Source organism: Gloeomargarita sp. SRBZ-1_bins_9, from assembly GCA_039794565.1.
Classification (GTDB): Bacteria; Cyanobacteriota; Cyanobacteriia; order Gloeomargaritales; family Gloeomargaritaceae; genus Gloeomargarita.
Map to the genome: position 1 here is coordinate 54,776 of JAUQVX010000009.1, position 24,322 is coordinate 79,097.

24 protein-coding genes and 1 tRNA gene are annotated in these 24,322 nt (G+C 60.4%); 10 read left to right on the forward strand and 15 right to left on the reverse strand.

What is annotated here, in order from left to right; translation table 11 throughout:
* Positions 1-117 precede the first annotated feature (117 nt).
* From tal to Q6L55_08880, 3 genes are all read left to right on the forward strand, one after another.
* Positions 118-1,233 carry a transaldolase gene (gene tal / locus Q6L55_08870; protein MEN9258820.1) on the forward strand — a complete coding sequence of 372 codons (1,116 nt, stop codon included), beginning with the start codon at positions 118-120 and terminating at the stop codon, positions 1,231-1,233.
* Positions 1,233-1,709: a tRNA adenosine(34) deaminase TadA gene (tadA, locus tag Q6L55_08875; protein ID MEN9258821.1), complete on the forward strand. Its 477-nt coding sequence runs from the start codon at positions 1,233-1,235 to the stop codon at positions 1,707-1,709. Before tal ends, tadA begins: the two co-directional genes overlap by 1 nt.
* Before the next feature lie 18 nt (positions 1,710-1,727).
* Positions 1,728-1,800: transfer RNA gene (locus Q6L55_08880), tRNA-Ala, on the forward strand.
* Positions 1,801-1,989: 189 nt separating this feature from the next.
* Here Q6L55_08880 and Q6L55_08885 read toward each other — a convergent pair.
* Entirely contained in the window at positions 1,990-2,436 is a 447-nt protein-coding gene (locus Q6L55_08885) for a DUF393 domain-containing protein (GenBank protein ID MEN9258822.1), read from the reverse strand.
* Positions 2,437-2,531: 95 nt separating this feature from the next.
* On the opposite strand from Q6L55_08885, the gene Q6L55_08890 reads away from it, so the two are divergent.
* Positions 2,532-2,921, forward strand: a complete 390-nt coding sequence (locus tag Q6L55_08890) for a CrcB family protein (protein ID MEN9258823.1) — start codon at positions 2,532-2,534, stop codon at positions 2,919-2,921.
* Positions 2,894-3,307 carry a CrcB family protein gene (locus tag Q6L55_08895; GenBank protein MEN9258824.1) on the forward strand — a complete coding sequence of 138 codons (414 nt, stop codon included), beginning with the start codon at positions 2,894-2,896 and terminating at the stop codon, positions 3,305-3,307. The genes Q6L55_08890 and Q6L55_08895 overlap by 28 nt, the downstream gene beginning before the upstream one ends.
* Here Q6L55_08895 and murI read toward each other — a convergent pair.
* Genes murI through sigC form a run of 4 tightly spaced genes read right to left on the reverse strand, consistent with a single transcriptional unit; the run spans position 3,290 to position 8,439 of the window.
* Positions 3,290-4,099 (reverse strand): glutamate racemase, encoded by an 810-nt coding sequence (murI, locus tag Q6L55_08900; GenBank protein MEN9258825.1) that lies wholly within the window; start codon positions 4,097-4,099, stop codon positions 3,290-3,292. The two genes, Q6L55_08895 and murI, sit on opposite strands and share 18 nt — an antisense overlap.
* Positions 4,096-5,919, reverse strand: a complete 1,824-nt coding sequence (locus Q6L55_08905; protein MEN9258826.1) for an N-acetylmuramoyl-L-alanine amidase — start codon at positions 5,917-5,919, stop codon at positions 4,096-4,098. Before Q6L55_08905 ends, murI begins: the two co-directional genes overlap by 4 nt.
* A gap of 52 nt (positions 5,920-5,971) precedes the next feature.
* The gene (locus tag Q6L55_08910; GenBank protein ID MEN9258827.1) at positions 5,972-7,252 is read right to left on the reverse strand and encodes a YcjF family protein; all 1,281 of its coding nucleotides are present in this window, start codon (positions 7,250-7,252) and stop codon (positions 5,972-5,974) included.
* Positions 7,253-7,290: 38 nt separating this feature from the next.
* A complete protein-coding gene (sigC, locus tag Q6L55_08915; GenBank protein ID MEN9258828.1) occupies positions 7,291-8,439 on the reverse strand; it encodes an RNA polymerase sigma factor SigC in 1,149 nt (382 codons plus the stop codon).
* A gap of 364 nt (positions 8,440-8,803) precedes the next feature.
* On the opposite strand from sigC, the gene Q6L55_08920 reads away from it, so the two are divergent.
* Positions 8,804-10,381, forward strand: a complete 1,578-nt coding sequence (locus Q6L55_08920) for a peptide ligase PGM1-related protein (GenBank protein MEN9258829.1) — start codon at positions 8,804-8,806, stop codon at positions 10,379-10,381.
* Here the strand turns inward: Q6L55_08920 and Q6L55_08925 are convergent.
* The 6 genes from Q6L55_08925 to Q6L55_08950 form a co-directional block, all read right to left on the reverse strand.
* A complete protein-coding gene (locus Q6L55_08925) occupies positions 10,308-10,841 on the reverse strand; it encodes a ferritin-like domain-containing protein (protein ID MEN9258830.1) in 534 nt (177 codons plus the stop codon). The genes Q6L55_08920 and Q6L55_08925 overlap by 74 nt on opposite strands.
* A gap of 398 nt (positions 10,842-11,239) precedes the next feature.
* Positions 11,240-11,641, reverse strand: a complete 402-nt coding sequence (locus Q6L55_08930) for a DUF2996 domain-containing protein (protein MEN9258831.1) — start codon at positions 11,639-11,641, stop codon at positions 11,240-11,242.
* Between the two features lie 3 nt (positions 11,642-11,644).
* Complete coding sequence (locus Q6L55_08935) at positions 11,645-11,920, reverse strand: MoaD/ThiS family protein (protein MEN9258832.1); 276 nt, start codon at positions 11,918-11,920, stop codon at positions 11,645-11,647.
* A 53-nt stretch (positions 11,921-11,973) separates the two neighbouring features.
* Positions 11,974-13,038 (reverse strand): AI-2E family transporter, encoded by a 1,065-nt coding sequence (locus tag Q6L55_08940; protein MEN9258833.1) that lies wholly within the window; start codon positions 13,036-13,038, stop codon positions 11,974-11,976.
* Positions 13,029-14,063 carry a tRNA dihydrouridine synthase DusB gene (dusB, locus tag Q6L55_08945; protein MEN9258834.1) on the reverse strand — a complete coding sequence of 345 codons (1,035 nt, stop codon included), beginning with the start codon at positions 14,061-14,063 and terminating at the stop codon, positions 13,029-13,031. The genes Q6L55_08940 and dusB overlap by 10 nt, the downstream gene beginning before the upstream one ends.
* Before the next feature lie 39 nt (positions 14,064-14,102).
* Positions 14,103-15,209 carry a SpoIIE family protein phosphatase gene (locus Q6L55_08950; protein ID MEN9258835.1) on the reverse strand — a complete coding sequence of 369 codons (1,107 nt, stop codon included), beginning with the start codon at positions 15,207-15,209 and terminating at the stop codon, positions 14,103-14,105.
* A gap of 32 nt (positions 15,210-15,241) precedes the next feature.
* Between Q6L55_08950 and Q6L55_08955 the strand changes: the two genes are divergently transcribed.
* The gene (locus Q6L55_08955) at positions 15,242-15,712 is read left to right on the forward strand and encodes an anti-sigma regulatory factor (protein MEN9258836.1); all 471 of its coding nucleotides are present in this window, start codon (positions 15,242-15,244) and stop codon (positions 15,710-15,712) included.
* On the opposite strand, the gene Q6L55_08960 is transcribed toward Q6L55_08955, so the two are convergent.
* Positions 15,709-15,915, reverse strand: a complete 207-nt coding sequence (locus tag Q6L55_08960) for an NAD(P)H dehydrogenase subunit NdhS (protein ID MEN9258837.1) — start codon at positions 15,913-15,915, stop codon at positions 15,709-15,711. The two genes, Q6L55_08955 and Q6L55_08960, sit on opposite strands and share 4 nt — an antisense overlap.
* A gap of 137 nt (positions 15,916-16,052) precedes the next feature.
* Between Q6L55_08960 and cysE the strand changes: the two genes are divergently transcribed.
* Complete coding sequence (cysE, locus tag Q6L55_08965) at positions 16,053-16,775, forward strand: serine O-acetyltransferase (protein MEN9258838.1); 723 nt, start codon at positions 16,053-16,055, stop codon at positions 16,773-16,775.
* Here cysE and Q6L55_08970 read toward each other — a convergent pair.
* Entirely contained in the window at positions 16,772-18,415 is a 1,644-nt protein-coding gene (locus Q6L55_08970) for a protein kinase (protein ID MEN9258839.1), read from the reverse strand. The two genes, cysE and Q6L55_08970, sit on opposite strands and share 4 nt — an antisense overlap.
* 143 nt (positions 18,416-18,558) lie before the next feature.
* On the opposite strand from Q6L55_08970, the gene cax reads away from it, so the two are divergent.
* Together cax and Q6L55_08980 are read left to right on the forward strand one after the other, a co-directional pair.
* Positions 18,559-19,632, forward strand: coding sequence for a calcium/proton exchanger (cax, locus tag Q6L55_08975; protein ID MEN9258840.1), 1,074 nt, complete (start codon positions 18,559-18,561; stop codon positions 19,630-19,632).
* A 54-nt stretch (positions 19,633-19,686) separates the two neighbouring features.
* Positions 19,687-21,291 carry a ShlB/FhaC/HecB family hemolysin secretion/activation protein gene (locus Q6L55_08980; GenBank protein MEN9258841.1) on the forward strand — a complete coding sequence of 535 codons (1,605 nt, stop codon included), beginning with the start codon at positions 19,687-19,689 and terminating at the stop codon, positions 21,289-21,291.
* Here the strand turns inward: Q6L55_08980 and Q6L55_08985 are convergent, their stop codons facing one another.
* Both Q6L55_08985 and glgP read right to left on the reverse strand, forming a co-directional pair.
* The gene (locus tag Q6L55_08985; GenBank protein MEN9258842.1) at positions 21,292-22,107 is read right to left on the reverse strand and encodes a Tab2/Atab2 family RNA-binding protein; all 816 of its coding nucleotides are present in this window, start codon (positions 22,105-22,107) and stop codon (positions 21,292-21,294) included. It abuts the gene before it with no gap.
* The gene (gene glgP / locus Q6L55_08990) at positions 22,095-24,266 is read right to left on the reverse strand and encodes an alpha-glucan family phosphorylase (protein ID MEN9258843.1); all 2,172 of its coding nucleotides are present in this window, start codon (positions 24,264-24,266) and stop codon (positions 22,095-22,097) included. The genes Q6L55_08985 and glgP overlap by 13 nt, the downstream gene beginning before the upstream one ends.
* Positions 24,267-24,322: the final 56 nt, after the last annotated feature.

The window sequence follows — 24,322 nt, forward strand, 5'->3', positions numbered from 1 at the left end:
ATGAACATACGTTCATGTGCAAAGGGGGGGCGGGTAAAGCTGTAGTTGGTCTTAAGGAGCGGGGGCGACCCGGTTGGCCTAGGCACAATGGAGTAAGGAGATGCAGGAGGGCAGTTTATGGATGCGACCAATCCCCTGTTAGAGATTCCCAAGTACGGGCAGAGCATTTGGATGGACAATTTGAGTCGCAATCTCATTGTCTCCGGCGAGTTGCAGCGGTTAATCAGCAGTCGTGGCATTCGTGGGATTACGTCCAACCCGGCGATTTTCCAGAAGGCGATTGCCGGGAATGTCATTTACGACGCCGATATTGTGGCGGGGGTCAAAGCCGGTTTATCGGTGATGCAAATCTACGAATCCCTGGTGTTCAAGGATGTTCAGGATGCCTGTGACATCTTCCGTCCCATTTATGAGTCCAGCAACGGTGTTGATGGGTATGTGAGTATCGAAGTCCCTCCCCAGTTGGCCCGGGATACGGAGGGTACGGTGCGGGAGGCGTTGCGTTACTTCCAGGCCATCGATCGCCCCAATGTAATGATCAAAATTCCGGGGACACCGGAGGGTTTGGTGGCGGTCGAGCGGGTGATTGCGGCGGGTGTGAATGTCAACGTCACTCTCCTTTTTAGCGTGCAGAGCTATGTGGAAACGGCCTGGGCCTATATTCGCGGATTAGAGGCGCGGGTAGCACGGGGCGAACCCCTTGACCGGATTGCCTCGGTGGCCAGCTTTTTCCTCAGCCGGATTGACACCAAAGTGGACAAACTCCTGGAGGCTATCGGCACGCCGGAGGCCAAAGCGCTCCTGGGGAAAACGGCCATCGCCAATGCCAAGGTGGCCTACGAGCGGTTCCAGGAAATCCTGGCCCATCCCCGTTGGCAAGCCCTGGCCGCCAAGGGAGCAAAAATCCAGCGGTTGCTCTGGGCCAGCACCAGCACCAAAAATCCCCAGTACAGCGATGTGATGTATGTCGAGGAGCTGGTGGGGCCTAATACGGTCAACACCCTGCCGCCGGAGACCATCGAGGCCTGTGCGGACCACTGCCAAATCAGCGACCACCTGCGGGATGGCTTCGACCAGGCAGAGGCGGTCTTGGCCCAGGTGCAAGCGCTGGGGATTGACCTGGACAAGGTGATGGCGGAACTCCTGGAAGAGGGTATTCAGAAGTTCATTGAGCCGTTTGAATCCCTGCTGAATTCCCTGCGGGAGAAGGTGGCGCAATTGACACCAGCCTAGTGCCCAGCCACGAAGACTGGATGCGACTGGCGCTGCAACTGGCCGTCCGAGCCGGGCAGGGGGGGGATGTGCCGGTGGGCGCGGTGATTGTGGATGAGCGGGGGGTGTGTATCGCCCAAGGGGAAAACCTGCGGGAGCGCACCCATGACCCCACCGCCCACGCCGAAATCGTGGCTCTCCGTCAGGCGGGGCAAGCCCTGGGCACCTGGTATCTCACTGGCTGTACGTTGTACGTAACGCTAGAACCCTGTTCCATGTGCGCCGGTGCCCTGGTGAACGCCCGGATCGGCCGGTTGGTGTACGGTGCGCCGGACCCCAAAGCCGGGGCAATTGACAGTGTGATTCAGATCCCCACTAGTCAGGCCTCGAACCATCGGTTTCCGGTGGTGGGGGGCGTTTTGGAGGCGGAGTGCCGGGAAGTGCTGCAAACCTGGTTTCGCCAGCGCCGGGGGCAGCGCCCAGAAAATATGGCATAATAGGCTATGCGCCGTTCAGGGGCTATAGCTCAGTTGGTAGAGCACCTCAATGGCATTGAGGGGGTCAGCGGTTCGAGTCCGCTTAGCTCCATAGGGAAAAGGGGGGAAATAAAAGGGGACTCCAGATTGTTCCTGCTTTCCTGATTGCCAAGTGTTTCCCCAGGGAGAGTCATGTCCGTTTGCCAGTGCCCCTCGTTGAATTCTGTAGGCAAGCGGAAACACGAACCACACTGCCCTAGCTTGGAATCCTAACTGGCTGGCGGCTAGGACACAACCTATCCTAGAGCTGGCCCTTCCGGTCACGTCCATGGGCAGATGACCCACACCGACCCTGACACCGCTGAGCCGTTAGGGTGGTCAAATCGGGTCGACCCGTGAGGGTTAGACGATGTTTGGCCCACCAACCGTACAGGCGGTCCGCCAGGGGTTTTATTAGGGGCCAGCCCGTCCAGGCATACAGCCACCCCAGCCCGAGGACCTCATAAACCCGGCGAAACACCTCCATATCCCGCAGCACGGTTCCGTCAGGCAAGATGGCATGGATCCGGCTCATGGCGGTGGCAAAGTCAATCCCGGCATGGGCCTGGGGGTCGTAGTCCGGCGCGGTAATGTCCACAAAGGCCACCCACCCCCGACCGGCATCCTGGCGCCGTAAAAAGGCCACTTCCCGCAGACACAGGGGGCAATCGCCGTCATAGAGCAACTTGATCTTCCAGGTGGGTTCCATAGCTGTTGGTGTTACACCCGCTTCCATCCTAGCGTTCCCTCGGAGACCCCTGCTGATTTAATATAAATACCTGATATATTCGGGCGGAGACCGAGATGGTGGCTTGGCGGGTACCGGCGGCGATCGGCTTGGGGGCCGTGGCGGGGGCGCTTAGCCGTTATGGAGTGGATGGGTTGGCCGACCAGCTGGGGTGGGGTGTGGCGGTGGCCACGTTTCTGGTGAATATCACCGGCTGTGGGGCGATTGGGCTGATAGCCACCCTGTGCGAGCAACCAGAATGGGCCAGGTATCCCGAGCGGCGGCTAGTTTTGGTCACAGGGTTTCTCGGCTCCTATACCACCTTCGCCAGTTATGAGTTGGACAGCGCCCGGCTATGGGCGGACCACCACTGGGGAGCGGATTTGCTCTACTGGGCCGGCAGTTGTCTGGCAGGGTGGGCGTGTTTGGAACTGGGGGTATGGTTAGCTCGGCGTTGGACCTCCTGAGTCATCCGGCCTGGGTGCCCCTGTGGGTGGCGATGGGAGCTATCCCCGGTGCTCTGGCGCGGCATTATATCCTGACCTGGTGCAACCGTCAGTGGGAGGGGGCCTTCCCCTGGAGCACCCTGGGGGTGAATTGCTCCGGTTCGGTGCTGCTGGGCTATTGCGCTGCTGTGGTGCATCCCCACCTGCCGGGGTTAAATGCCCTGCTGGCGATGGGATTTATTTCCTCCTACACTACGTTTTCCACCTACGCCCTGGAGCTGTCGTTACTGCGCCGGCAAAGGCGGTATCTGACCCTGCTGCTTTACGGGTTGGGGAGTCCCCTGGCGGGGTTCCTGGGGGTGGAAGGGGGAATCGCCCTGGGTGGTGGCCTAGTCTCCCACGGCTAGTCGCTCGCAAACGGGTAGGGTAACGGCTTCCACCGTCGGCAGGGTGCCCAACCACCGTTGCGCTAGGCGTTGAAAATGACCTGGGTCGCCGCTGACCCCTAACCGGACTTCACCCGCCGGTCCGTGGTGCCGTAACCCCAGAGCATCCAGTTCTTGGGCCGCCGCCTGCACCAGGGCCACTGCCGGGTCCACCCGCTGCACATGGGCCGGCACCAGTTCCGCCACCAGGTCGTCCAACAGGGGGTAGTGGGTACAGCCATAAACCAACGTATCCACCCCCACGCTCACTAGGGGGGCTAAGTAACGCCGCAAAAGCTGGCGCATTTCCGGGGTGTGACTGTGACCTTGCTCAATCAGGGGCACCAACTGGGGACAGGGGACTTGCCACACACCCGCTTGGGGACAGGCTTCCCGAATGGCCCGGGGATAGGCCCCACTGGCTACCGTTGCCGGCGTCGCCAACACACCGATACGCCGTCCCTGGGCCACCGCCGCCCGCGCCCCTGGTAGGATTAGCCCCAAAATAGGCCAGGGGAATTCCCGCTGCAACTGATCCAACACCAGCGCCGAACTGGTATTACAGGCCACCAGCACCATCTTGACCCCCTGCTGCCCCATCCAGGTGAGGATTTCCCGGCCAAAGGTGAGCAATTCCGCCGCCGAGCGCGTTCCGTAGGGCACCCGGGCCGTATCCCCCAAATACAGCACCGGTTCCTGGGGCAACTGTTGCCGCAAGGCCCGCAGGACGGTTAACCCCCCCAGCCCGCTGTCATAGATGCCGATGGCGGTCATGGCCGTACCCGCAGATAGCGCAGGATGCCCTGGGCAATCCCCTGAGCCATGGCCCGCCGCCCCTGGGGTGAAGATAAAAAGGCCGCATCCCTGGCCCCCGTTACAAACCCCACCTCCAGCAGGACCGAAGGCATCGTCGGCGGCGTATGGCGAATTACGTAAAACCGTGCCCGCCGGACCCCCCGGTCTGCCAAGCCGCTGGCCTGCAACATGGACCGGTGCAATTCCACTGCCAGGGCATAACTACCGGGATGGAAGTAGTAGGTTTCAATGCCGTTGACATCCGGGCGACTTAGGCTGATGGCGTTGGCGTGAATACTGACGAATATCGTGGCATTCACCCGTCGCGCCAGGGCCACCCGGGGTTCCAGGTCCACCTCCACATCCGCCGTGCGGGTCATGACCACCTGAACCCCCTGTTGCTCTAGTAAGGCGGCTACTTGGCGGGAAATGTCCAATACCAGTTCCGACTCCCGCAGGCCGCCAATACCGATGGCGCCAGGGTCCCGACCCCCATGACCGGGGTCCAAGACCACCACCAGTCGTCCGGGCGTCGGTTGCGGAGGATTCACCGGTGGCGGACTGGGCTGAGGAACCGTGGCAGTGGGCGGTTGGGGACGCCGACTTAACCAGCGTGCTAGGGCCGATAGGGGGGGTTGGTCTGCCGTCCCCACCGGTAACAGTTGCACGGCCAGCACCTGGGGCGCCAGTTCCTGAATCCCAAGCAAGCGCATCTGCTGGGAAGGCCGCCAGAGGAGGGTCAGTTGGTTCCCCGGTCCGGATTCAACGGCGACGGTCAAACCGGGAATCCCCTTGAGGGCCTGTTCTGCCCGTGGCGACAACCGCACCCCCTCCAAAATCATACGCAACGAGGCAAAATTCAAGCCCGGTTCCCGTTCCCAGCTCTGTCTGTAACTGAAGGGTCGGTTGGCCCGCAACACTATCTGCTGGTGGGTGCGGTCCCACTCCACGTTATCAATCACCGGTATCAGGGAGGGCAACAAAGGACGTAACCGTTGTACGGGGGGAGCAACGGCTGCTGCTTCTGGGCCGTAGCGTTGAGCTTTAGGGGAAAGCACCAACCCCTGACCCTGGGTTATCACCTGCCAGTCGGGGCTATTTTCGTCCACCTGGAGCGTCAGGCGGGTGATGGGGGGTTGGTTCTGGACCTGTTGCACCTGAAAGCGTAGGACCCCCAATGACGCTAAATTCAGAGCCTCCGTCTGCCAACGGGCCGCCAGGGCCGCCGGAATGTCCACCCAAATTTCTTGCCGGTTGGGGGAACGCCGCACCTGAGCTTGGGGGATCTGACCCCGCAGGCGCACCAGCAAACCCCCATCGGTAACTTGCACCCCTTCAATCAGGATGGGTGGGGGTTCCTCGACCGGGGGACGGGTCACAGGACTGCGGGCGAGCTGCCGAGGCAAGGTCAATACCCATTGGTTGACCCCCAAGGACTGAACCTGTACCGCCTCCGGGGTAATGCTGTATTCCGGGTACAACTCGAGCACCAGGCGGACCGTTTGTGGGTCAAATTGGCCTAAACGCACCTGCCGCACGGGGGATTCGCGGCCCAACAACGGTAAAATATCCCGGCTTTCCGGGGGCCGCCCCAAAACGGTGCCCGGCAAATCCACCACAACGCGGGGGGGGTCCCTTAACACCTGCACCTGGGGTTGGGTGGGCAGCGCCGTACCGAACTCCAAGCGCTGACCTGTGCGGTCATAGCGCCAGTTGGTCAGGGTATTAGCCCAAGCCGGTACTGCTACCAAACAACAGCCGATTGCCCCCGCCAACCATACCGTCTGTCCTCGCACCATCCCTCACACCCCAGGTCGCTGCCTCAGATTTTAACCAAAAAAGAGTTGGTTGCTAATGGCTCAACCGCAAATGGGGGAGCACCTGTTGCCAAAGTTTTTCCCCATCCAGGGGCGGTCGTAACCGTGTACGCAATGACTGCCAAATCCCCGGCGTCAGTTCCCGTGGGGGTGTCTTTTGCAAATTTTCGACAAACGTTTCCCCGGCCAGATGGGTGACATAAGCGGCGCTCAGGGCCTGCACAGCTCCCCCCAACCCATAGGTTAGCCAATGGGATTTCAGCCATGTACCCGCCCACTGGGTCACCCACTCAATGGTCCCCATTTGCACCAGCACCCGCCCCAGGGCCATCACCAGGTCCTTAGCTTGGGACAAGGTTAGGGGCCGCCGATACACCTGGGCCAAATCCACCAGCATCTGGGCGTTGATGGCTCCCGTCGCCCACAAATCTAAACTCGGCACCGGATTCACACCGGCGGTCACGGCGGCCCACAACCGGTATTTGTGGATGATCCGCTGGGCTTGCTGGGCACGAAATGCCTGCCGCCGTTGCTCTAGGGTGGCCTGAAACGCTTTTCCGCGCCGGATCACCGCCCGATACTGCCAATGGGGTTCCTGCCGCCGCTGGGCTAACCACTGCACCAGTTCATCTAGGACCGGTGGTGGGATTTCCCATGATTCTTCCCATGTCCCATCCCCTTGCAGTCGCCGCACCCAAACCGCCGGGGGTTGCGGGGTGATACTGAGTAAAGGCTGAGTATAGCCGATGTGCTGGAGTTGGGCTTGCACCTCCTGCCGCAGGGTGGGCGGTTGCCAGGGGGCGGTTTGCCAAACCACCTGGACCGGTTGTTCTTGCTGCCGGTAGCGGGTTAGGGTTTCGAGTTGGGCCGTCGCCAGCCGGTCCTGCACCCCATAGATCACCCAGGCCGGATGAGCGTCCGTGACGGCAACAGGGGCATTCAGGGTGGGTAAGGTGGTCCAGGTGCCGGCCCAGGCGATGGACAAGGGTGTATCCAGGGCCTGGTGGAGCGCCTGCCAGTCCTGCTGTAAGTCCGGTTGGGGTTCGCCTAGTTCCTGTTCCAGGTCGGCCAGCTCCTGGCCCAGTTGCGCTAGGTAGGTCTCGACCTCAGGGCGGGTCAGTCTCGGGCTAGCGGGTGCTCCCGCCGGAGTCTTGGCCACCAGGCACCGCCGTCCCCATAACCAAGCCAATGCCAGTCCCCCGACGCCCAAGGTCAGTCCCGCTTCCCAGCCGTGACCCATAACCCACAAACCGGCGCCGACCATCCCCAAACCGATCAACGGGTAACGCCGCAGTCGTCCCCACCACCCGAACATGGCTGCTGCACCGAGAATTGTTCCTTTAATCTACCAGGTTAGTTCAGGGAATCCAAATACCCCCGCATCCGGTTCCGCCGCTTGGGTTGCCGCAGTTTCTGCATGGCCTTGGATTCGATTTGCCGCACCCGCTCCCGGGATAAATTCAACGCCCGCCCGATTTCCGCCAGGGAGTACACATGCCCATCCTGTAACCCGTAGCGCATGCGGATCACATCCCGCTCCCGCGGGGTTAAGTCGTTCATCAGCTCCTGCAAATCCTGTTGCAACGCTTCACTGATGAGTCGTTCCTCGGGGGATAGTTCTACCGCCTCCAACAATTCCCCCAGTTCCGTATCCTGATCACGCCCCACCCGCGTCTCCAGGGACACCGCCCGGGGAATACAGGCCAATAATTCCCGCACCTGTTCCGGCCTCATGTCCATCGCCCGGGCAATGTCCCGCAAACTGGGGGTATGCCCCTGCGCCTGGGCCACCTGCCGCTGGACCTTTTTCAATTTATTGAGTTTTTCGATCACGTGCACCGGCAGGCGAATGGTGCGGGACTGGGTGGCAATGGCCCGGGTGATGCCCTGGCGAATCCACCAGTAGGCGTAGGTGCTGAACCGATAGCCCTTGGTGGGGTCAAATTTTTCGACCGCCCGTTCTAGGCCGAGGGTGCCCTCCTGCACTAGGTCCAGGAGTTCCAGTCCTCGGTTTTGATACTTTTTGGCCACCGAGACCACCAGGCGCAGGTTGGCCTCGATCATGTGTCTTTTGGCCCGCAGCCCGTCCTGCTCGATTTGGTTCAAGGTTTCCACCGACATCCCTGCCAGTTCCGCCCAGACCGCCCGCCCTTGGCTGATCACCTGTTTCAGGGTGGTGGCCGATAAACCGGCGGCTTGCGCCCATTGCTGGGGGGTGGGCCGGTGACCGCACTGGGCCGTCAGTTGGTCCCGCAACTGCACCAAATCGAGATACCGTTGCAGCACGGCTTGTTGCGCAGGGGAGGCTGGGGTCTTTCCTTGGGCCACCGCCTGGGCCAACTCCAGTAACCGCAGGTAGCGCTGCACCCGCTGGGCTTCGGCGACCTCCTCATCCCGCCCCAGCAGTTCCACCCGGCCAATCTCCTGGAGATAAAGGCGCACCAAGTCCTGGGGGTTACCGGTCTCCGGCATTTCCAGCCCTGGCCTCTGTTCTCGATCCATAACTGCGTCCCGGCACTGACATCAAACTACCCCGGTTTTAGCAAAAGTGCGGTGCCCCAGGTTACCAGAAAACCACCTTTCTCACAACCAACGACCATTTTTAACAAAATCCTCAGATTTGCCCGTTGCCGCGACGCCCTCAAGATTAAGATAAAAATAAGAAAACCTCAGCGCGAATATACCAACCATGCTGATGAACATCGTTACCTACTTTGGTCTGTTGGCTGCCCTGGTGGCCCTGGCGGTGGGCGGTAAATTTTTCTTGCAAAAAGTAAAGTTGCTGTAATCATGGGTGGAATGGGGCTGTACCTGTCGCCGGGGGTTGGAGGCGGGTGTACCTATAGCCTAAAAAACTTCATAAAGGTTGCGCTGGTTCTGGCTCCCTGACCTGCTGGTCACCATGAGTCGTTTTCAGGAATTACAGGCTTATCTGCGCCGGCATTGGCAGGAACTGGAGGCAGCAGCAACTATTTTGGTGGTGCCTTCCTTGAGTTTGGACCAGCAGGAGATGCGCAAAATTCCCGGCAGCCATCACTACGAGGAGCGTCTCCTGTTTTCCCTGATTCGCCTGCGGAACCCCCGCGCCCGTCTAGTCTATGTCACGTCCCAGCCCCTGCACCCCAGCATCATTGACTACTACCTGGAGCTACTGCCGGGGATGCCAGCGTCCCACGCCCGCGAACGGCTGTTGTTGCTGTCCACCTACGATGGGTCGAACCGCCCCCTGACGGAAAAAATCCTGGAACGCCCCCGCCTATTGGCCCGGTTACGTCAGGCGCTGCCCCCTGGTCGCTCCTTTATGGTGTGTTTTAACTCCACCCCCCGGGAGCGGGACTTGTCGGTGGCGCTGGATATTCCCCTGTGGGGCCTCGACCCAGATCTGCTCTACTGGGGGACCAAGGCCGGCAGCCGAGAAATTTTTGCCGAAAGCGGCGTGCCCCATCCCGACGGCACCAAATTGGTCTTTAGCGCCCGAGACCTGGTGGAGCAGGCCGCTGAATTGTGGGCACGCCAACCAACTGCCCGCCGCCTAGTGGTGAAACTTAACGAGGGGTTTTCCGGCGAAGGGAATGCCCTGCTGAATTTGCCCCAACCGCCTGGGGAGACCCACGCCGAGCGGGTTCGACAGATTCAAGAGCAACTGCCCCGCCTGCGCTTCCAGTGCGAGACGGAGACCTGGGAGAACTTTGCCCGGCGGATCGAGGAGCTAGGGACCATTGCCGAGGTGTTTATCGAGGGGGAGAACAAGCGATCCCCCAGCGTCCAGGGGCAAATCACCCCCGCCGGTACGGTGGAAATCCTCTCCACCCACGACCAGATTCTCGGCGGTCCTGATGGTCAGATTTATCTCGGCTGCCGGTTCCCCGCCGACCCGGCCTACCAAGCCCAACTGCAAACCTGGGGGCGCAGGATTGGCCAAACCCTGGCGGCCAAGGGAGCGCTGGAGCGCTACGGGGTGGACTTTGTCGCCCGGGAGTTGCCCGACGGCACCTGGGACGTGCAGGCCATTGAAATCAACCTACGCAAGGGCGGCACCACCCACCCCTTCATGACCCTGAAATTTCTCACCAACGGCACCTTTGATCCCGCCAGTGGTCTCTTCCTAACCCCGCGCCAGCACCCCAAGTACTACATCGCCACCGACAACCTGCAACGCCCCCACTACCGGGGTCTGCTCCCCAACGACCTCTTGGACATTATTGTTTACAACAGCCTGCATTTTGACTCCACCACCGAAACCGGCGTGGTGTTCCATCTTATGGGCTGTTTGTCCGAGTACGGCAAGCTGGGGTTGACCTGTATTGGCGATTCGCCCACCGCGGCCCAGCACCTGTTCGACCAGGTAGTGCGGATTCTGGATGAGGAAACTATCGCCACCCCAGCGTTAGGCTGTCCTGGGCCAGGAAGTGATCCAAGTGGGCGGCCCGTTCTTCCGTCTTGAGCAGGATCTGCTCGTAGAGGTAGCGGGTGGCCCGGTCGCCTAGACTTTCGGCTTGCGCCGCCTGCTGCCGCAACAGAGTTATGATTGCCTGCTCCGCCTGCAGGTCGTGGGTGAGCATTTGCCGGCAGGTAAACATCCCATCCGGCTCCGGCGTAAACACGCACAACTCCGCCAGGCGGGCAAAACTGGCCACCGGGATGCCCCCCAAATTGTTCAACCGCTCCCCCAGGTCGTGGGTGTGGCCCGCCACCTGCTCATAACTTTCCTGAAAATACTGGTGGAGCATATAAAACTCTGACCCCTCCACCACAAAATGATGCTTTTGATACTGCAAATACAGGGCCTGGAAACTGGCCAGCAGGCGATTCATCCCTTCGCAGATAGGCGTCGTCACCTGCAACTCCAACCCCAGGGCATTTGGCGCCATCTCCCCAAACGCCCGTACCAACGTTGCCGTCATGGTCTAACCTCCCGGGCAATGACTAAAAAAACCTATCCGTTGCCTTATTCCCAGAGTAACAGCAGATAGGGGAATTGTCAACAATTTTGGCTAGATGAAAGTTGACCGGGAACCCCCTAAAAAAGGTGCTAAATGAACATAAAGTGCAATTGTTTTTGGTCTGTGTGGCTCTGGATGGGAAAAAAGGGAGGCACATCAAGCAGATACTTCTGAATCTATGGCAGCAAGTGGGGTACGCGCAATTGTTATTCGCAATTCATTGGCAACAATTAGGGTAGAGTCCGTGTCGGCAGTGGTCGGAATCCTGACTGCCTGGGGAGAATAGCCTCGAATCAGCCCTAGGGAATGGCTACCCCTGGCCTTGTTCAGGAACCGGAGAGGCCAGCTGTATTGGCTTACTAGTTCAACACCAGCACCTTTTGGGCCGTCAGCCGCTGTAGGGTGTAGAACACCAGCAAATCCAAAGTCACTTTGCGCTCGTCAATCATGAAGGATTCCACCGTGCTGGGGGGTGCGCCGTAACTGCTGTAGGTAAAGGTCTTCAGGCCCTGCAACGTGCCCTGGGTAAAGGTAATGGCAAATTCATGGTTGTCCCAGGTCCCCCGCACCTGGTTCTGCTCCGGCAACCACTGCAACTGCACATCCGCCAGGCCCTTAGCCGCCAACGCTGCCTTGAGGGCCGGGAAAAAATGCTCCTGGACAAACTCCGACAGAGGCTTGGCTTCGAGGGGGGGCGCCTTAGCCGCTGCTTTCTCCTTGGCCCTCTGCGCCTCGGTCACGGGCTGTTCCGCCTCGCTCATGGATTAACCCCCTGCAATCGCCGGTACAATACTCACCTCATCCCCATCCCGCAACGGCGTCTCTTGCCCCTGGAGAAAGCGGATATCCTCGCTGTTGACAAAGATATTCACAAACCGGCGGATCTGCCCCGATTCATCGCACAGGCGATTTTTCATCCCCGGCCATTGCCGCTCCAGGGACTCCACTAATTCTGCCACGGAGGTGGCCTCGCACTCCACCACTTCCCGGTCCTGGGTCAGTTTTTGTAAAGGTGTGGGAATCAACACCCGCACTGCCATCGGCGCTGCTCCTACTCTATTGCCCCGTGCTTGCCCTATCTTACCGCCTGCCATTAGACCTTGGCAACCATCTTTCCCGGCAGGGAGGGTTCCGCCAGGCGCAGTTGATCGGCCACGCTTTTGATCGAACCGGCCACCGGCACGGCGATAAACACCCCCAGTAAGCCGGCCAACTTCGCCCCCAGTAGCAACGACAGGATGATCCACACCGGATTCAAACCCACCACGTTGCCCAAGATGCGCGGCGCGATCAAATGCTCATTCAACTGGGCCAAGAGAATCGCCACCACAAACACCCGCAGGCCCAGCCACGCATTTTGCAGGGCAATCAGTAGGCTAATGACCCCAATCGAAACAGCCCCTCCAAAGGGCACCAGGCTGGCCAACCCCACGATCAACCCAAACAACAGGGCCAAGGGTACCTGCAATAGGACAAAGGCCAGGGTCATCAAACTGCCCAGCACCACCCCAATCGTCGCCTGCCCGAGAAAGTAGTTGTAAAAGTTGCTGTGCAGCGACCGGCGCACCAGGGACCCCAACCGCTCGGGAAACCAGGAGAATATCCCCGTCCAGAGCCGTTCCCCAAACAGCACCAAATACAGCGTCAGCACCAGGGTCACCAGCACCTCCACCACCCAACTGACCGTGTCCACCGCCAGCCCCAGCACCCGCGTGGTCAGGGTCTTCAACTGCCGGGAAAGGCTGGTGGCCAACTGGTCTGCTAGCCCACTCAAATCCAGATTCAGCCGGTGGACCTGCGCCCAGCGCTCCAGACTCTCCAGCTGGTCTGCCCCCGAGGCCAACCAGTTTGGTAAACGCACCACCAATTCGTTCACCTGCTTGACCACCACCGGTCCTAGGGTCACCCCGGCGATGGTTACCCCCGTCAGGGCCGTCAACAGGACCAGCAACACCGCCCAGGAGCGGCGCATCCCCCAGGACTGCAACAGGTTGATGGGATAGTCCAGCAAAAATGACAGCACCGTGGCAATCACCAGGATATTCACCAGGGGCTGTAAATACTTCACCGTGATCAACAGCAGCCAGCCGTTGAGGACCACCAGGGGCAGGACCAAGCCCCAAGTCAGCCAGGGGGGCAACGAGCCAGTTATGCGCATCGGGGCCATGCCTGGGCGTCCAGCCGTTCCAACGTGCGGTCAATCAAAGCCAAGCCTTCCTCTAGGGTCGCCAAGCAGCTGGCCGCTTCCCGAAACTGGGCCGCCCCCGGAAACCCCCGCCCATACCAGGCCAAATGTTTACGCGCCTGCCGCAACCCCGTCTCCCCCTTGTACGCCCATAGGGCCAGCAAATGTTCCCGGGCACAGAGCAACCGTTGGCTGGGCGTAGGGGGGGGCAACACCTCACCGGTGCGGAAAAAGTGGTCAATTTCCCCCACCAAAAACGGATACCCTAAGGTCCCCCGGGAGCACATCACCCCATCGGCGCCCGTCATCTCCAGGCAACGCACCGCCGCCGCGATGGAAAAAATATCGCCATTGGCAATCACCGGAATAGACACCGCCGCCTTGACCCGGCCAATCCATTCCCAGCGAGCAGGGCCATTGTACCCCTGGGCGCGGGTCCGGGCATGGACTGTAATCAACTGGGCGCCTGCCTGCTCCATCCGCTGGGCAAATTCCACAATGTTGATTTCTTGGTCATTCCAGCCCAGACGAGTTTTGACCGTCACCGGCACCGGCGCCACCGCTTGTACCACTGAACGAACAATGGTTTCTGCCAGGTCCGGTTGTCGCAGCAGGGACGAGCCACCGCCGTTTTTGGTGATCTTATTCACCGGGCAGCCCATGTTGATGTCCACCACATCCGCCCCTTCCGCCACCGCCCGTTCTGCGGCAGCCGCCAAAAAATCCGGGCGACAGTCAAACAGTTGAATCCCCACCGGGTGCTCGCCGGGGTCCAATTCCATAATCCGGGGCAATTGACGCATGTAGTGCAAACCGGTGGCGCTCACCATTTCCGTGTACATGAGGGAGTAGGGAGCAAAACGGCGCACCAGCCGACGAAACACCAAATCCGTCACGCCCGCCAGGGGGGATTGGAACACCCGGCTGTGGACCACCAGAGAGCCAATTTGCAGCGGACGCCGCATCCGCTCCTGCAAGGCCGGACTGAGCACCAACATAGGTTTTGCACAGGCGTTGGTGTCTCCCATTATAGGCATTCAGTGAAAGCGCAACTGGAGCAGGCACAGGTCATCGGGCCAGCGCTCTTGTCCACGGGGGATATGGGACAGCAGGGTAGTCGGGGGTTCACCGCTGGCGAGCAGTTGCACCAGGGCCTCCCGTCCCCACAGCCGTCCCGTCGGCGGTATCGGAATTTCGTAGGCGCCATCGCTAAACACATACAACCGGGCATCAGGGGCCAAAACCTGCTGATGCTCCTGATAGGTCACCTCGGGAAACATCCCCACCGCTAAACCCTTCCCCGGTAGGGTGGTCACCTGTCCTGCAGGTTCCCACAGCACCGCTGCCGGGTGGCCGGCGTTGGCGTAGGTTAATTGGCGCGTCTGGCGGTCATAAACGCCGTACCAAGCCGTAAAATATTTGTCCTTGTGCTGCTCCATAGGGAAAAAGCGATTGAGCAGGGCCAGCACCGTTGCCGGTTGGTGTAGCACCTCCCTCAGGGAGCCGGAGCGCAACAAATTCAGCACCGATACCGATAGCAGGGCAGCACCCACCCCATGGCCGGCCACATCTAGGACATAAACCACCAAATGCCGGTCGTCCAGGTCGAAGTAGTCGAAACAATCGCCCCCCAGTTCGGTGGAGGGGAAGTAAACCCAATCGGCGGTGATCTCGCCCTGGCGACGGGGGGCCGGCAGCAGGGAACGGACGTAAGCAGCAGCTTCCGCCAGTTCGTCCTCTAGGCGTTTTTTTTGGTCTTGCAAATCCCGGTTCAACTGGTACAAGCGCAACCCCGCCCGCACCCGCGCTTGCAGTTCGCTGGCGTCAATGGGTTTGACCAGAAAATCATCGGCGCCGCTATCTAAGCCCTGCACTCGGTCGGCCACCTGATCCCGGGATGTGAGCAGGATAAAAAAAGTAGTGGCTAAGGCGGGTGTTTGTCGTAGCCGTTGACAGACCTCCAGCCCGTTGAGTCCCGGCATCATCCAATCGCAGATCACCAGGGCCGGTTGCCAACTCTGGGCCAGTTCCCACCCTTGCAATCCGTCGGCTGCCACAGCCACTTCGTAGCCTTGCTGCTGGAGGTTGCGTTGCAGCACCAGGCGCATGGTGGGGTCGTCATCAATGACCAAAACTTTTGCCATACAATCAAAGATAACGGAATGGGTAGGTTTGCTTGACTGCCGGAATCCCTGAAGAAAAGTCGGTTGCTGGAGCGCTGCGGTGCGACCGGATCGTCGTTAATTCGGATATCCAGGCTTTGACCCAAATTTTGGACTGGTTTGCCCAGTTTAATCAACCTCCCCTGACCTACGAGACTTGGTGGTTTTGCCAGTTGGTCCTGGATGAGGGGTTTACCAACGCCGTGCGTCATGCCCACCGGGATTTACCGGCCAGCACGCCCATTACGGTGGAGGTAGCGGTTTTCCCGGACACCATTGAGATACGCATTTGGGACCAGGGACCGTTTTTTGACCTGCAGGCGAAGTTGGCCAAGCTGGAATATACCCCCCGCGACCCTGAACCGGAAGGGGGCATGGGCTTGATTTTTTTGACCCGCTTTGCCGATGTGGTGGAATACCAACGATACCCAGGGGGCAATTGCCTGTTCTTGCGCAAGCGATTCCCCCCGGTTTCCACTTCCTAGGACCGACCGGTGGCATCCGCAGGAGCCAAATCCTGGGGGTTAAAGGTCACCAGCTTGTCCCAGTTGCCCCCTTCAAATAACACCGCTACTTTACCGTCACTGAGGCGTTGCACCTGGCCTTGGAAACCGTAGTACACATCGCCTGGGTTGATAACCCGCACCGGTGCACCCGGGACAATGGCTGTTGCCTTGGGTTGACTCACGGCCCTCGGTTCTCCTTAACTAGCTTTACTTCCACTGTAGGGAGGATGGGGTGGGTTGACAAGTCAGGTCGGCGGAAATGGCGTATCATGTTTGTATCATGTTTTAAAGGCGGACCTTGCTACTCCCACCAGAGGCCATGGGGCGATTTTGGGAAACATTGGTGGCAGATTTTCAGATCATTTTTGAGCGGGACCCGGCGGCGCGTAACCCTCTGGAGGTAATCCTGTGTTATCCGGGGTGGCATGCGGTGTTGATGTACCGGCTGGCCCATGTCCTGTATCGGTGGGGTATCCCCCTCATCCCCCGCTTGATTTCCCATATCGCCCGGTTTTTGACGGGGATCGAAATCCATCCGGGTGCCCAGATCGGCAAGGGGTTTTTTATTGACCACGGTATGGGGGTGGTGATCGGGGAAACGACGGTCATCGGCGATTATTGCTTGCTCTATCAGGGGGTGACTTTGGGGGGGACCGGGAAGGAGAAGGGTAAGCGTCATCCGACCCTAGGGGACCATGTGATTGTGGGGGCGGGGGCGAAGGTGCTGGGCAATATCACTATCGGCAACCATGTGCGGGTGGGGGCGGGTTCGGTGGTCCTGCGTTCGGTGCCCTCCTATTGCACGGTGGTGGGGGTGCCGGGGCGATTGATCTGTAAAGATGCGACGGTTGAACCCCTGGAGCACGGGCGCTTACCGGATTCGGAGGCTCAGGCGATTCGGGTGTTGGCGGACCGGATTGAGGAACTGGAGCGCCAGGTGCAGGCTTTGCGCCAGGGACAGACGTCCCCCGAACCGCCAGCCCCAACGACGACAGCCCAGCACAAGGCCCTGGAGGAGTTCCTGGACGGGGCGGGGATTTAGAGAAAGTCGGTCCGCCGGGGGGGTGGGCCAAAGAGGGCCTCGATGCGTTTAAGGGCGGTGCGGGCGTTGGGAAACCGTTGTTGCCAGTCGGGGTGGAGTAGGGAGGCCAGAATTTCCCGGAGGGCATCGCTGACTTGCACTTGTCCCTGCCAATCTAGGGTGCGGGTCCGGGGTAGGTGGGGGAGGTTTTGGGGTGACTGACCGGTCAGGGCTTCGATGGCAATCACCCCCAGGGCGTAGAGGTCGCTGGTAAAGTTGGGTTGTCCCCAGGCCTGTTCAGGCGCCATGTAGCCGGGTTTGCCCACCACCACTGTGCGGGATTCGCCACCGAGGACCGACGGCAGCACCTTGACGGAGCCGAAGTCAATGAGCACTAGCTTGCGGTCGCTCTCCCGGCGCAGGATGTTATCGGGGGTGATGTCCCGGTGAATCACCTTGTGTTTCTGCACAAAGTCCAAGATGGCAAGCAGCTCCCACAGCAACCAGACCACGTCTATTTCATCCCAGCGCTGTTGGGGTCCTAGCTCCTGGCTCAGGGGGTGGCCGGCAATGAAGTCCTGCACCAAGTAAAAGTCCTCCTCCTGTTCCAGGTAGGCCAGCAGGCGGGGAATCTGGTCATGGTGCCCTAGGGTTTCCAGGGTAGCGGCTTCCGTGGCAAATAGGCGGCGGGCAGTTGCCAGGGTGTCCGGGTCGGGATTGTCTAGGCGCAGGCGTTTGATGACGCAGAGGGGTTCACCGGGCCGTTGTTGGTCTCGTCCCAGGTAGGTTTCGCAAAATCCGCCACTGGCCAGGCGCCGCTCTACCCGGTAGCGTCCCCCCAGCAGGTGCGTGTCTGACGGCTGACCCGCTGGTTGCCCCACCAGCAGTAAACCCGCTAGGCCGGCATCGGGGGGTAACGGTCGCAGGGTCATACTGCAGGGATGCCACCGCTCATCCCCGACTCGCAAGCGCAAGGATAGTTGGGTCGCCAGGGTCTGGCTTTGCAAAAGGGCCTGGGTTTGGGCATTCACCAACGCCTGCCGGTCCTCGGGATGGACAAATTCCAAAAAATCCCGTCCCAGCACCTGGGGTAAGGTCTGTCCCCACCAACGGGCCAGGGCCGGATTCTGGTAATAGATCACCCCCTCGGGACTGAGGACGGCCACCAAATCCCGCACCAGGGGTTCCAGCACCCGGTCGAGTTGCAGTTCCGACGGCACCTGCGCCAGGGGTTGGGGGGGCATGGGCGCAACAACGGTGGTCTCCTCCTCCGGCAGCGCGGCGGCGGGGGCCAGTTCTGGGGGCAAAACAGCAGTGCGGCGGAAGCGAATGACATCGGGGGGATGACGGTCAAAGGCGCACCCTAGGCTAATTTCTCCTGCGGTGGGCAGACGCACCTCCTCCCCCCGCACATGGAGCACCTGTTCCGGATCGCCCCAGCGGATGAACGTCCCGTTGCGGCTGTCGTCCCGCAGGTAGAAGTCGGGGGGACGGTACTCAATGTGGGCGTGGTAGCGGGAAGCAAAGGTGTTGTCCACCATCAAGTCGCTGGTGGGATGTCGCCCTAAAAGGGCATGGGGACGCATGGGGCCAAGCCACAAATCCCGACCATTGCTGCCCAGATGGAGATGGAGAAAAGTCGCGGCAGGGGTTCCCGTCACTGTCTGTTTTCACAACAGGACTGTTTTCAATTTAACCCGATTGCAGGGTGGGCTAGGGCAAGCCATGACGGACATCGGCTAGCAAATCCCCCAGCATGGGGTTGAACCTGTTATGATCAGGGCGATTAGCCGGCATGATTGCCATGACGACCAAGCAAAAAATCGGCCTAGGGATGCTAGTCTTTCTCCCCCTTTCGTGGCTGGCGGCGGCCTGGAACGGGAGTGAATTATTGATCGGTGCGACGGCCGGATTGGCCATTATCCCCCTGGCCATCTGGTTGAGTACGGCGACGGAAGAACTGGCCCTGGTAACGGGACCGACAATCGGGGGGTTGTTGAATGCGGTTTTTGGCAACGCTACGGAATTGATCCTGGCGTTGGTTACGCTGCGGGCGGGGTTGGTTGAGGTGGTCAAGGCCAGTATCACCGGCACCATCATTGCCAATCTATTGCTGGTGCTGGGATTGGCGATGTTTTTGGGGGGATTGAAACACAAGGAGCAACAGTTCCAAGCCATTGTTCCCCAGGTGAATGCCCCCTCGATGACTCTGGCGGTGATTGCCATCTTTTTGCCGACATTACTGGCCAATACCACTGAGGGCCGCGGGATAGCGCCTGGGGCCATTGAGCACCTGTCTGTTTTGGTGGCGGTTGTATTGATGGCCGTTTATGGACTCACCCTGCTGTTTTCCCTCAAAACCCACAGTTACCTTTATGAGGTGGGGGTGGTGGAGTTGGGGGAAACCCATCCCAAACCCCAAGCGTGGCTGTGGTTGGTGCTCCTGGCGGCGGCGACGGTGGGGGTGGCCCTGGAGTCGGAGTTGTTCGTGGGGGTGATCGAGGAGGTAACGGCACAATTGGGTCTGACGCCTTTGTTTACCGGGGTGATTATGTTGCCCCTGTTGGGGGGAGCGGCGGAGTATGTTACGGCGGTGAATGTGGCGATGAAAAACAATATGGACTTGGCAGTTTCGGTGGCCATGGGGTCGAGCACCCTGGTGGCCCTGTTTGTCACCCCCGTGCTGGTGCTGGTCGGTGCCCTGTGGGGCCAACCCATGGACCTGAGTTTTAACCTGTTCGAGGTGGTGGCTGTGGCCCTCGCGGTAACCGTAGTCAATATGATTAGTCTGGATGGTCGTTCGAATTGGTTAGAGGGCAGCCTGTTGTTGGCCAGTTATGTGGTAATGGGGGTGGCGTTCTACTACCATCCGGCTTGACACGGGGAGTAGGCGTGGATTTTACTGAAGGCGAGGCCGGCTGTTGGCAAAAACATGTTTAGGCGCCTGTGGTGTGGGGTTGCGGTCGTGGGGGGGTTGTTAGGGTTAGGCAACGCGCCCATGCCAGCCCAAATGCCGCCTCTGGATTTGCGTCAAGAAGTTGTGGTGGAAGCCCTGGAGGTGGTGGGCAGTACGGTTTTGAGTGCTGAAGACATTACTCTTTTCACCCAACCGGTGCTGGGGCGGCGAGTACCCCTGCAGCAGGTACAAGATGTAGCGGATAATATCACCCGCTTTTATGTGGACCGGGGATTTACCACGTCGCGCGCCGTCATTGCGCCAGATACGGTCCCGACGGGGCGTTTGCGCATCGAAGTAATTGAAGGACGTTTAGCCGACATCCAGATCAGCGGTAATCGCCGCCTTTTGACCAGCTACCTCCGCGACCGGTTGCAGTTGGTGGCCAAACCCCCTTTGAACACCAACGCCCTGGAGGATCAACTGCGCCTGCTGCGGGCATCGCCGTTTATCGCCAATGTGGAGGCTAGCCTGCGGCCGGGGGAAAAGGTCGGGGAAAGCATCCTGGTAGTGCGCATTGAGGAGGACCCCCAGCCGTTGGTCCTATCCTTTGGCCTGGACAATTACGTGCCGCCGAGTATTGCTCCCCAGCGGGCTTTTGTTTCCCTGGGCTATCAGAACCTGAGTGGCCGGGGGGATGAAATTTTTGGTTCCTACGCGGTAGGGCTCAATTTCAGCGACTGGCAGCGGGCGGCTCTGAATGAATACACGTTGACCTACCGAGTACCCCTCAACGCCAGGGACGGCACGCTGCAATTCCGCGCGGTGGTGACAAACAATCGCATCACTGAGCGTCCGTTTGCCGGGTTCAACATCACGGGGGAGTCCCAGCTCTATGAAGTGAGTTTTCGACAGCCCTTAGTGCGCAGCATCCGACAAGAACTGGCTTTGTCGGGGGCCTTGGCCTGGCAGCAGTCGCAAATTTTTGTCCTAGACGTTGTGAGCACTACCAACCGCAGCAGCGTGTTGCAGTTGGGGGTGGATTACCTGCGCCGGGACCGTAAAGGGGCCTGGCTGGCTCTAGGACGGTTCAACTGGGGATTGCCCATCTTGGGGGCGACGGATATTCCCGATGGCCCTGGCGGTCTGGTCACGCCGGACGGTCGCTTTTTTAGCTTCCAGGCCCAGGGACAACGGGTGCTCAATTTCGGCAATGACCTGCTGCTGCTCCTGCGGGCGGATGCGCAAATAGCGGCCAAACCGTTGCTGCCCCAGCATCAGTTCGTCATCGGCGGCGCCCAATCGGTGCGGGGTTACCGGCAAAACGCCCGGGCGGGGGACAACGGTTTCCGTCTTTCGGTGGAATCCCGTATCCCCGCTGCGCGCGACAGCGGTGGACGGCTGGTGTTTCAAGTGGCGCCTTTTATCGAATTTGGGCGGGTGTGGAACAAGCGCAACAATCCTAACCCTCCCTTACCACCCCAAACGCTGGCGGGGCTGGGCACCGGGCTGCTGTGGAGTCCTGTGCCGGGTTTGGACCTTCGCCTGGATGCCGCCCTGCCTTTGGTGTACAACCGGGACCGGGGCCGCGACGCCCAGGACTATGGCCTCTATTTCCAGGTCAACTACCGGGCTTTCTAGTCACCCCAGCGCCAGGCTCTGCAATAACCAAAACCCTTCCAGGCGTTCGGCTTCCGGGTGGGACTGCACCGCCAGAAAATGCACCCCCCGAGCCTGCTGCTGCTGCCGGGTAAAGGCCTCCACCCCGGGGACCTGCCTGGCAAATAACCAGCGCTCCTCCAGACCGACCAGCCAACAGACGGTGTCGTCTTGCCCCTGGATTTCTGCCAGCTCCAGGCCACTGAGCCAGGCCGCTAAGGTTGCTGCGCGCCCGGAATAGACTACCAGCCCAGGAATCGGCGTCTCCGGCGCCAGGTCAATGTATCGCCAGGGCAACAACTCCCCAAAATCCGCCCACTCCACCGCCCCTTGCCGAATGTCTCCCCACCCCAAGGTCGCCCAGGTCCACCGCTGTCCCCGCAGGGGTTCCGGCAAGGGCTGGAGTGCCGGGGCCACCTTCGCCGCCGGGGGTGGGGTTGCCAAAGGTTGAAAACCGGGCATCTGCCGATAGACTGTCTGCCAACGCTCCTGCAGCCAATGGGCCAGGACCACCACCCGCCGACTAGGAAGCACCGTCACCTGTAGGGGTTCGCAGGCCCGCTGGAGCATGGGCAACATGGGCGCCCGAAAACTGCGCAGATGGGTGATGCCGTACTGCTGCACCAAGGGGGCCAGCGTTTCCTGGAGCCACCGGCTATTCACCTGCTCCGGGGGGCAGACTTGGGCGATACGGACCTCCCCCTGCCGGTCACACAGCAGCAACTCCCACAGCTTTTTGCCCTGCCCATCCACCACCGGGCGGCTGTAGAAATCCACCTCCCAAATTACCCGCGCCATGACCCACTCACGGCCAATTCCCGGTTGGGGGCGTAAATGTGCTGGATATAGTCCTGCACCATCCGGTCAGTATTAAAGCGGGGGATGTTGGTGCGCATGGACGCCTTCATCCGTTGAATCCAGCGCCGGGGCAACCCGTCGGCATCCCGCTCATAGTACATGGGCACAATTTCCGTCTCCAGCAGGTGGTACAGGGATTCACTATCCCGCTGGTCCTGCAATTCCTGGTTGCTGGTGTGCAGGTCCTCGCCGATGGCCCAGCCATTGACCCCCGGCACATAGCCCTCACACCACCAGCCGTCCAACACGCTAAAGTTAATACCCCCGTTGAAACACACCTTTTGGCCACTGGTGCCCGAGGCCTCCAAGGGGCGGCGGGGATTGTTCAACCACAGGTCCACCCCCTGCACCAAACAGCGGGCCGTGTGCATATCGTAGTCCTCGATAAAAGCCACCCGCATCTGTAGGTCTGGGTCGCGGCACCACTCCAACAACCGCTGGATAATGCGTTTCCCTTCCTCATCCGCCGGGTGGGCCTTCCCCGCAAAGACGAATTGCACTGGGTACGCCGGGTTCGTCAGGATACGCTTGGCCCGCTCTGGGTCGCGAATCAACAAATAGGCCCGCTTGTAGGCGCTAAAGCGACGGGCAAAGCCCACCGTCAAGACCTGGGGGTCCAGGCAACGGGCAGCGGCCTCCACGTGTTCCGGGGGTTCCCCCCGCTGCTGGCGACTAGCGACCAGACGGCTACGGGTGTAACTAATCAGCCGTTGCTTGAGCAACTGGTGGCGCTGCCACAGCTCCCCATCGGGAATCTGCTCCACCTGCTCCCACAACTCCGCTTCCATCACCCGCGCCTCCCACTCCGGGTGCACATAGGTGCGAAACAGTTCCCCCAACAGAGGGGCGGTCCAGGTCGGCGCATGCACCCCGTTGGTAATCGCCCCAATGGGCACCTGGTCCACCGGCCGGTCCGGGTACAAAATGGACCACATCTGCCGCGACACCTCCCCGTGCAATTGGCTCACCCCATTGGCCGCCCGGGTCAAACGCAGCGCCAGCACCGTCATATTAAACGGCTCCCAGGGGTCCCCCAGCCGCCGCGCCCCCAGGGCCAAAAACTGCTCCCGCGTCAGGTGCAACTGGGGCCAGTAGGTCCCAAAAAACGAATCCATCAAATCCGGGGAAAAGGCGTCGTGACCAGCGGGCACCGGCGTATGGGTGGTAAACACACACCGTTGCCGCACCCGCTCCTCCACCGCATAAAACGACTGCCCCGTGCGCTGCATCTCCAGCCGGGCCAACTCCAGCAGGGCAAAGGCCGCATGGCCCTCGTTCAGGTGATACACCGCCGGCTGCAACCCCAACTTATCCAGCAGGCGCACTCCCCCAATCCCCAGCAAAATCTCCTGGCCAATGCGCGTCTCCTGATTGCCCCCGTACAGGTGCGCCGTCAACCAGCGGTCAATGGGGTCATTCACCGGCACATCCGAATCCATCAGGTACAAATCCGAGCGGCCCACCCGCACCCGCCAGACCTGAGCCACCACCTGCCGTCCCCGCACCTCCACCATCACCGTTAAGGGGCGTCCATCCGCCTCCCGCACCAACTCCAGGGGCATCTCATGGAACGGGTTGTCCACGTAATAATCCTCCTGCCAGCCCTGGCGGTTCAGCCGCTGCCGGAAATAACCCTGACGATAGAGCAACCCAATCCCCACCATCGGCAGCCCCATATCCGACGCCGACTTCAGGTGGTCCCCTGCCAACACCCCCAGACCCCCCGCATAGATCGGCAACGACTCGTGGATGCCAAACTCCGCGCAGAAATAGGCCACCGGTTGCTGGGGTGTAATGTGGGGCGCCAGGGCACAGACCCGGGGCTGCACGTACTCGGCAAACCGCGCCGCCAAACCCTGCACCAACTGCACATAATCCGGGTCCGTAGCCGCCACATCCAACCGTTCCTGGTCCACCCTGAGCAAAAAGGCCACCGGGTTATGGTGACAGTCCTCCCACAACTGCTGGTCTAAAGGGGCAAACAGGCGCAACTGCTGACCCGACCACGTCCACCAATAGTTAAACGCCAGCGTCGCCAAAGGCTGCAAAACACTCGGCAAACGGTCCCGCACCGCCGTCAGCGCGTCAAACGGTTTCATGGTCACCCACCCGATGGCTACACAGATAAATATATACCCCAGCGGATGGGTGCACC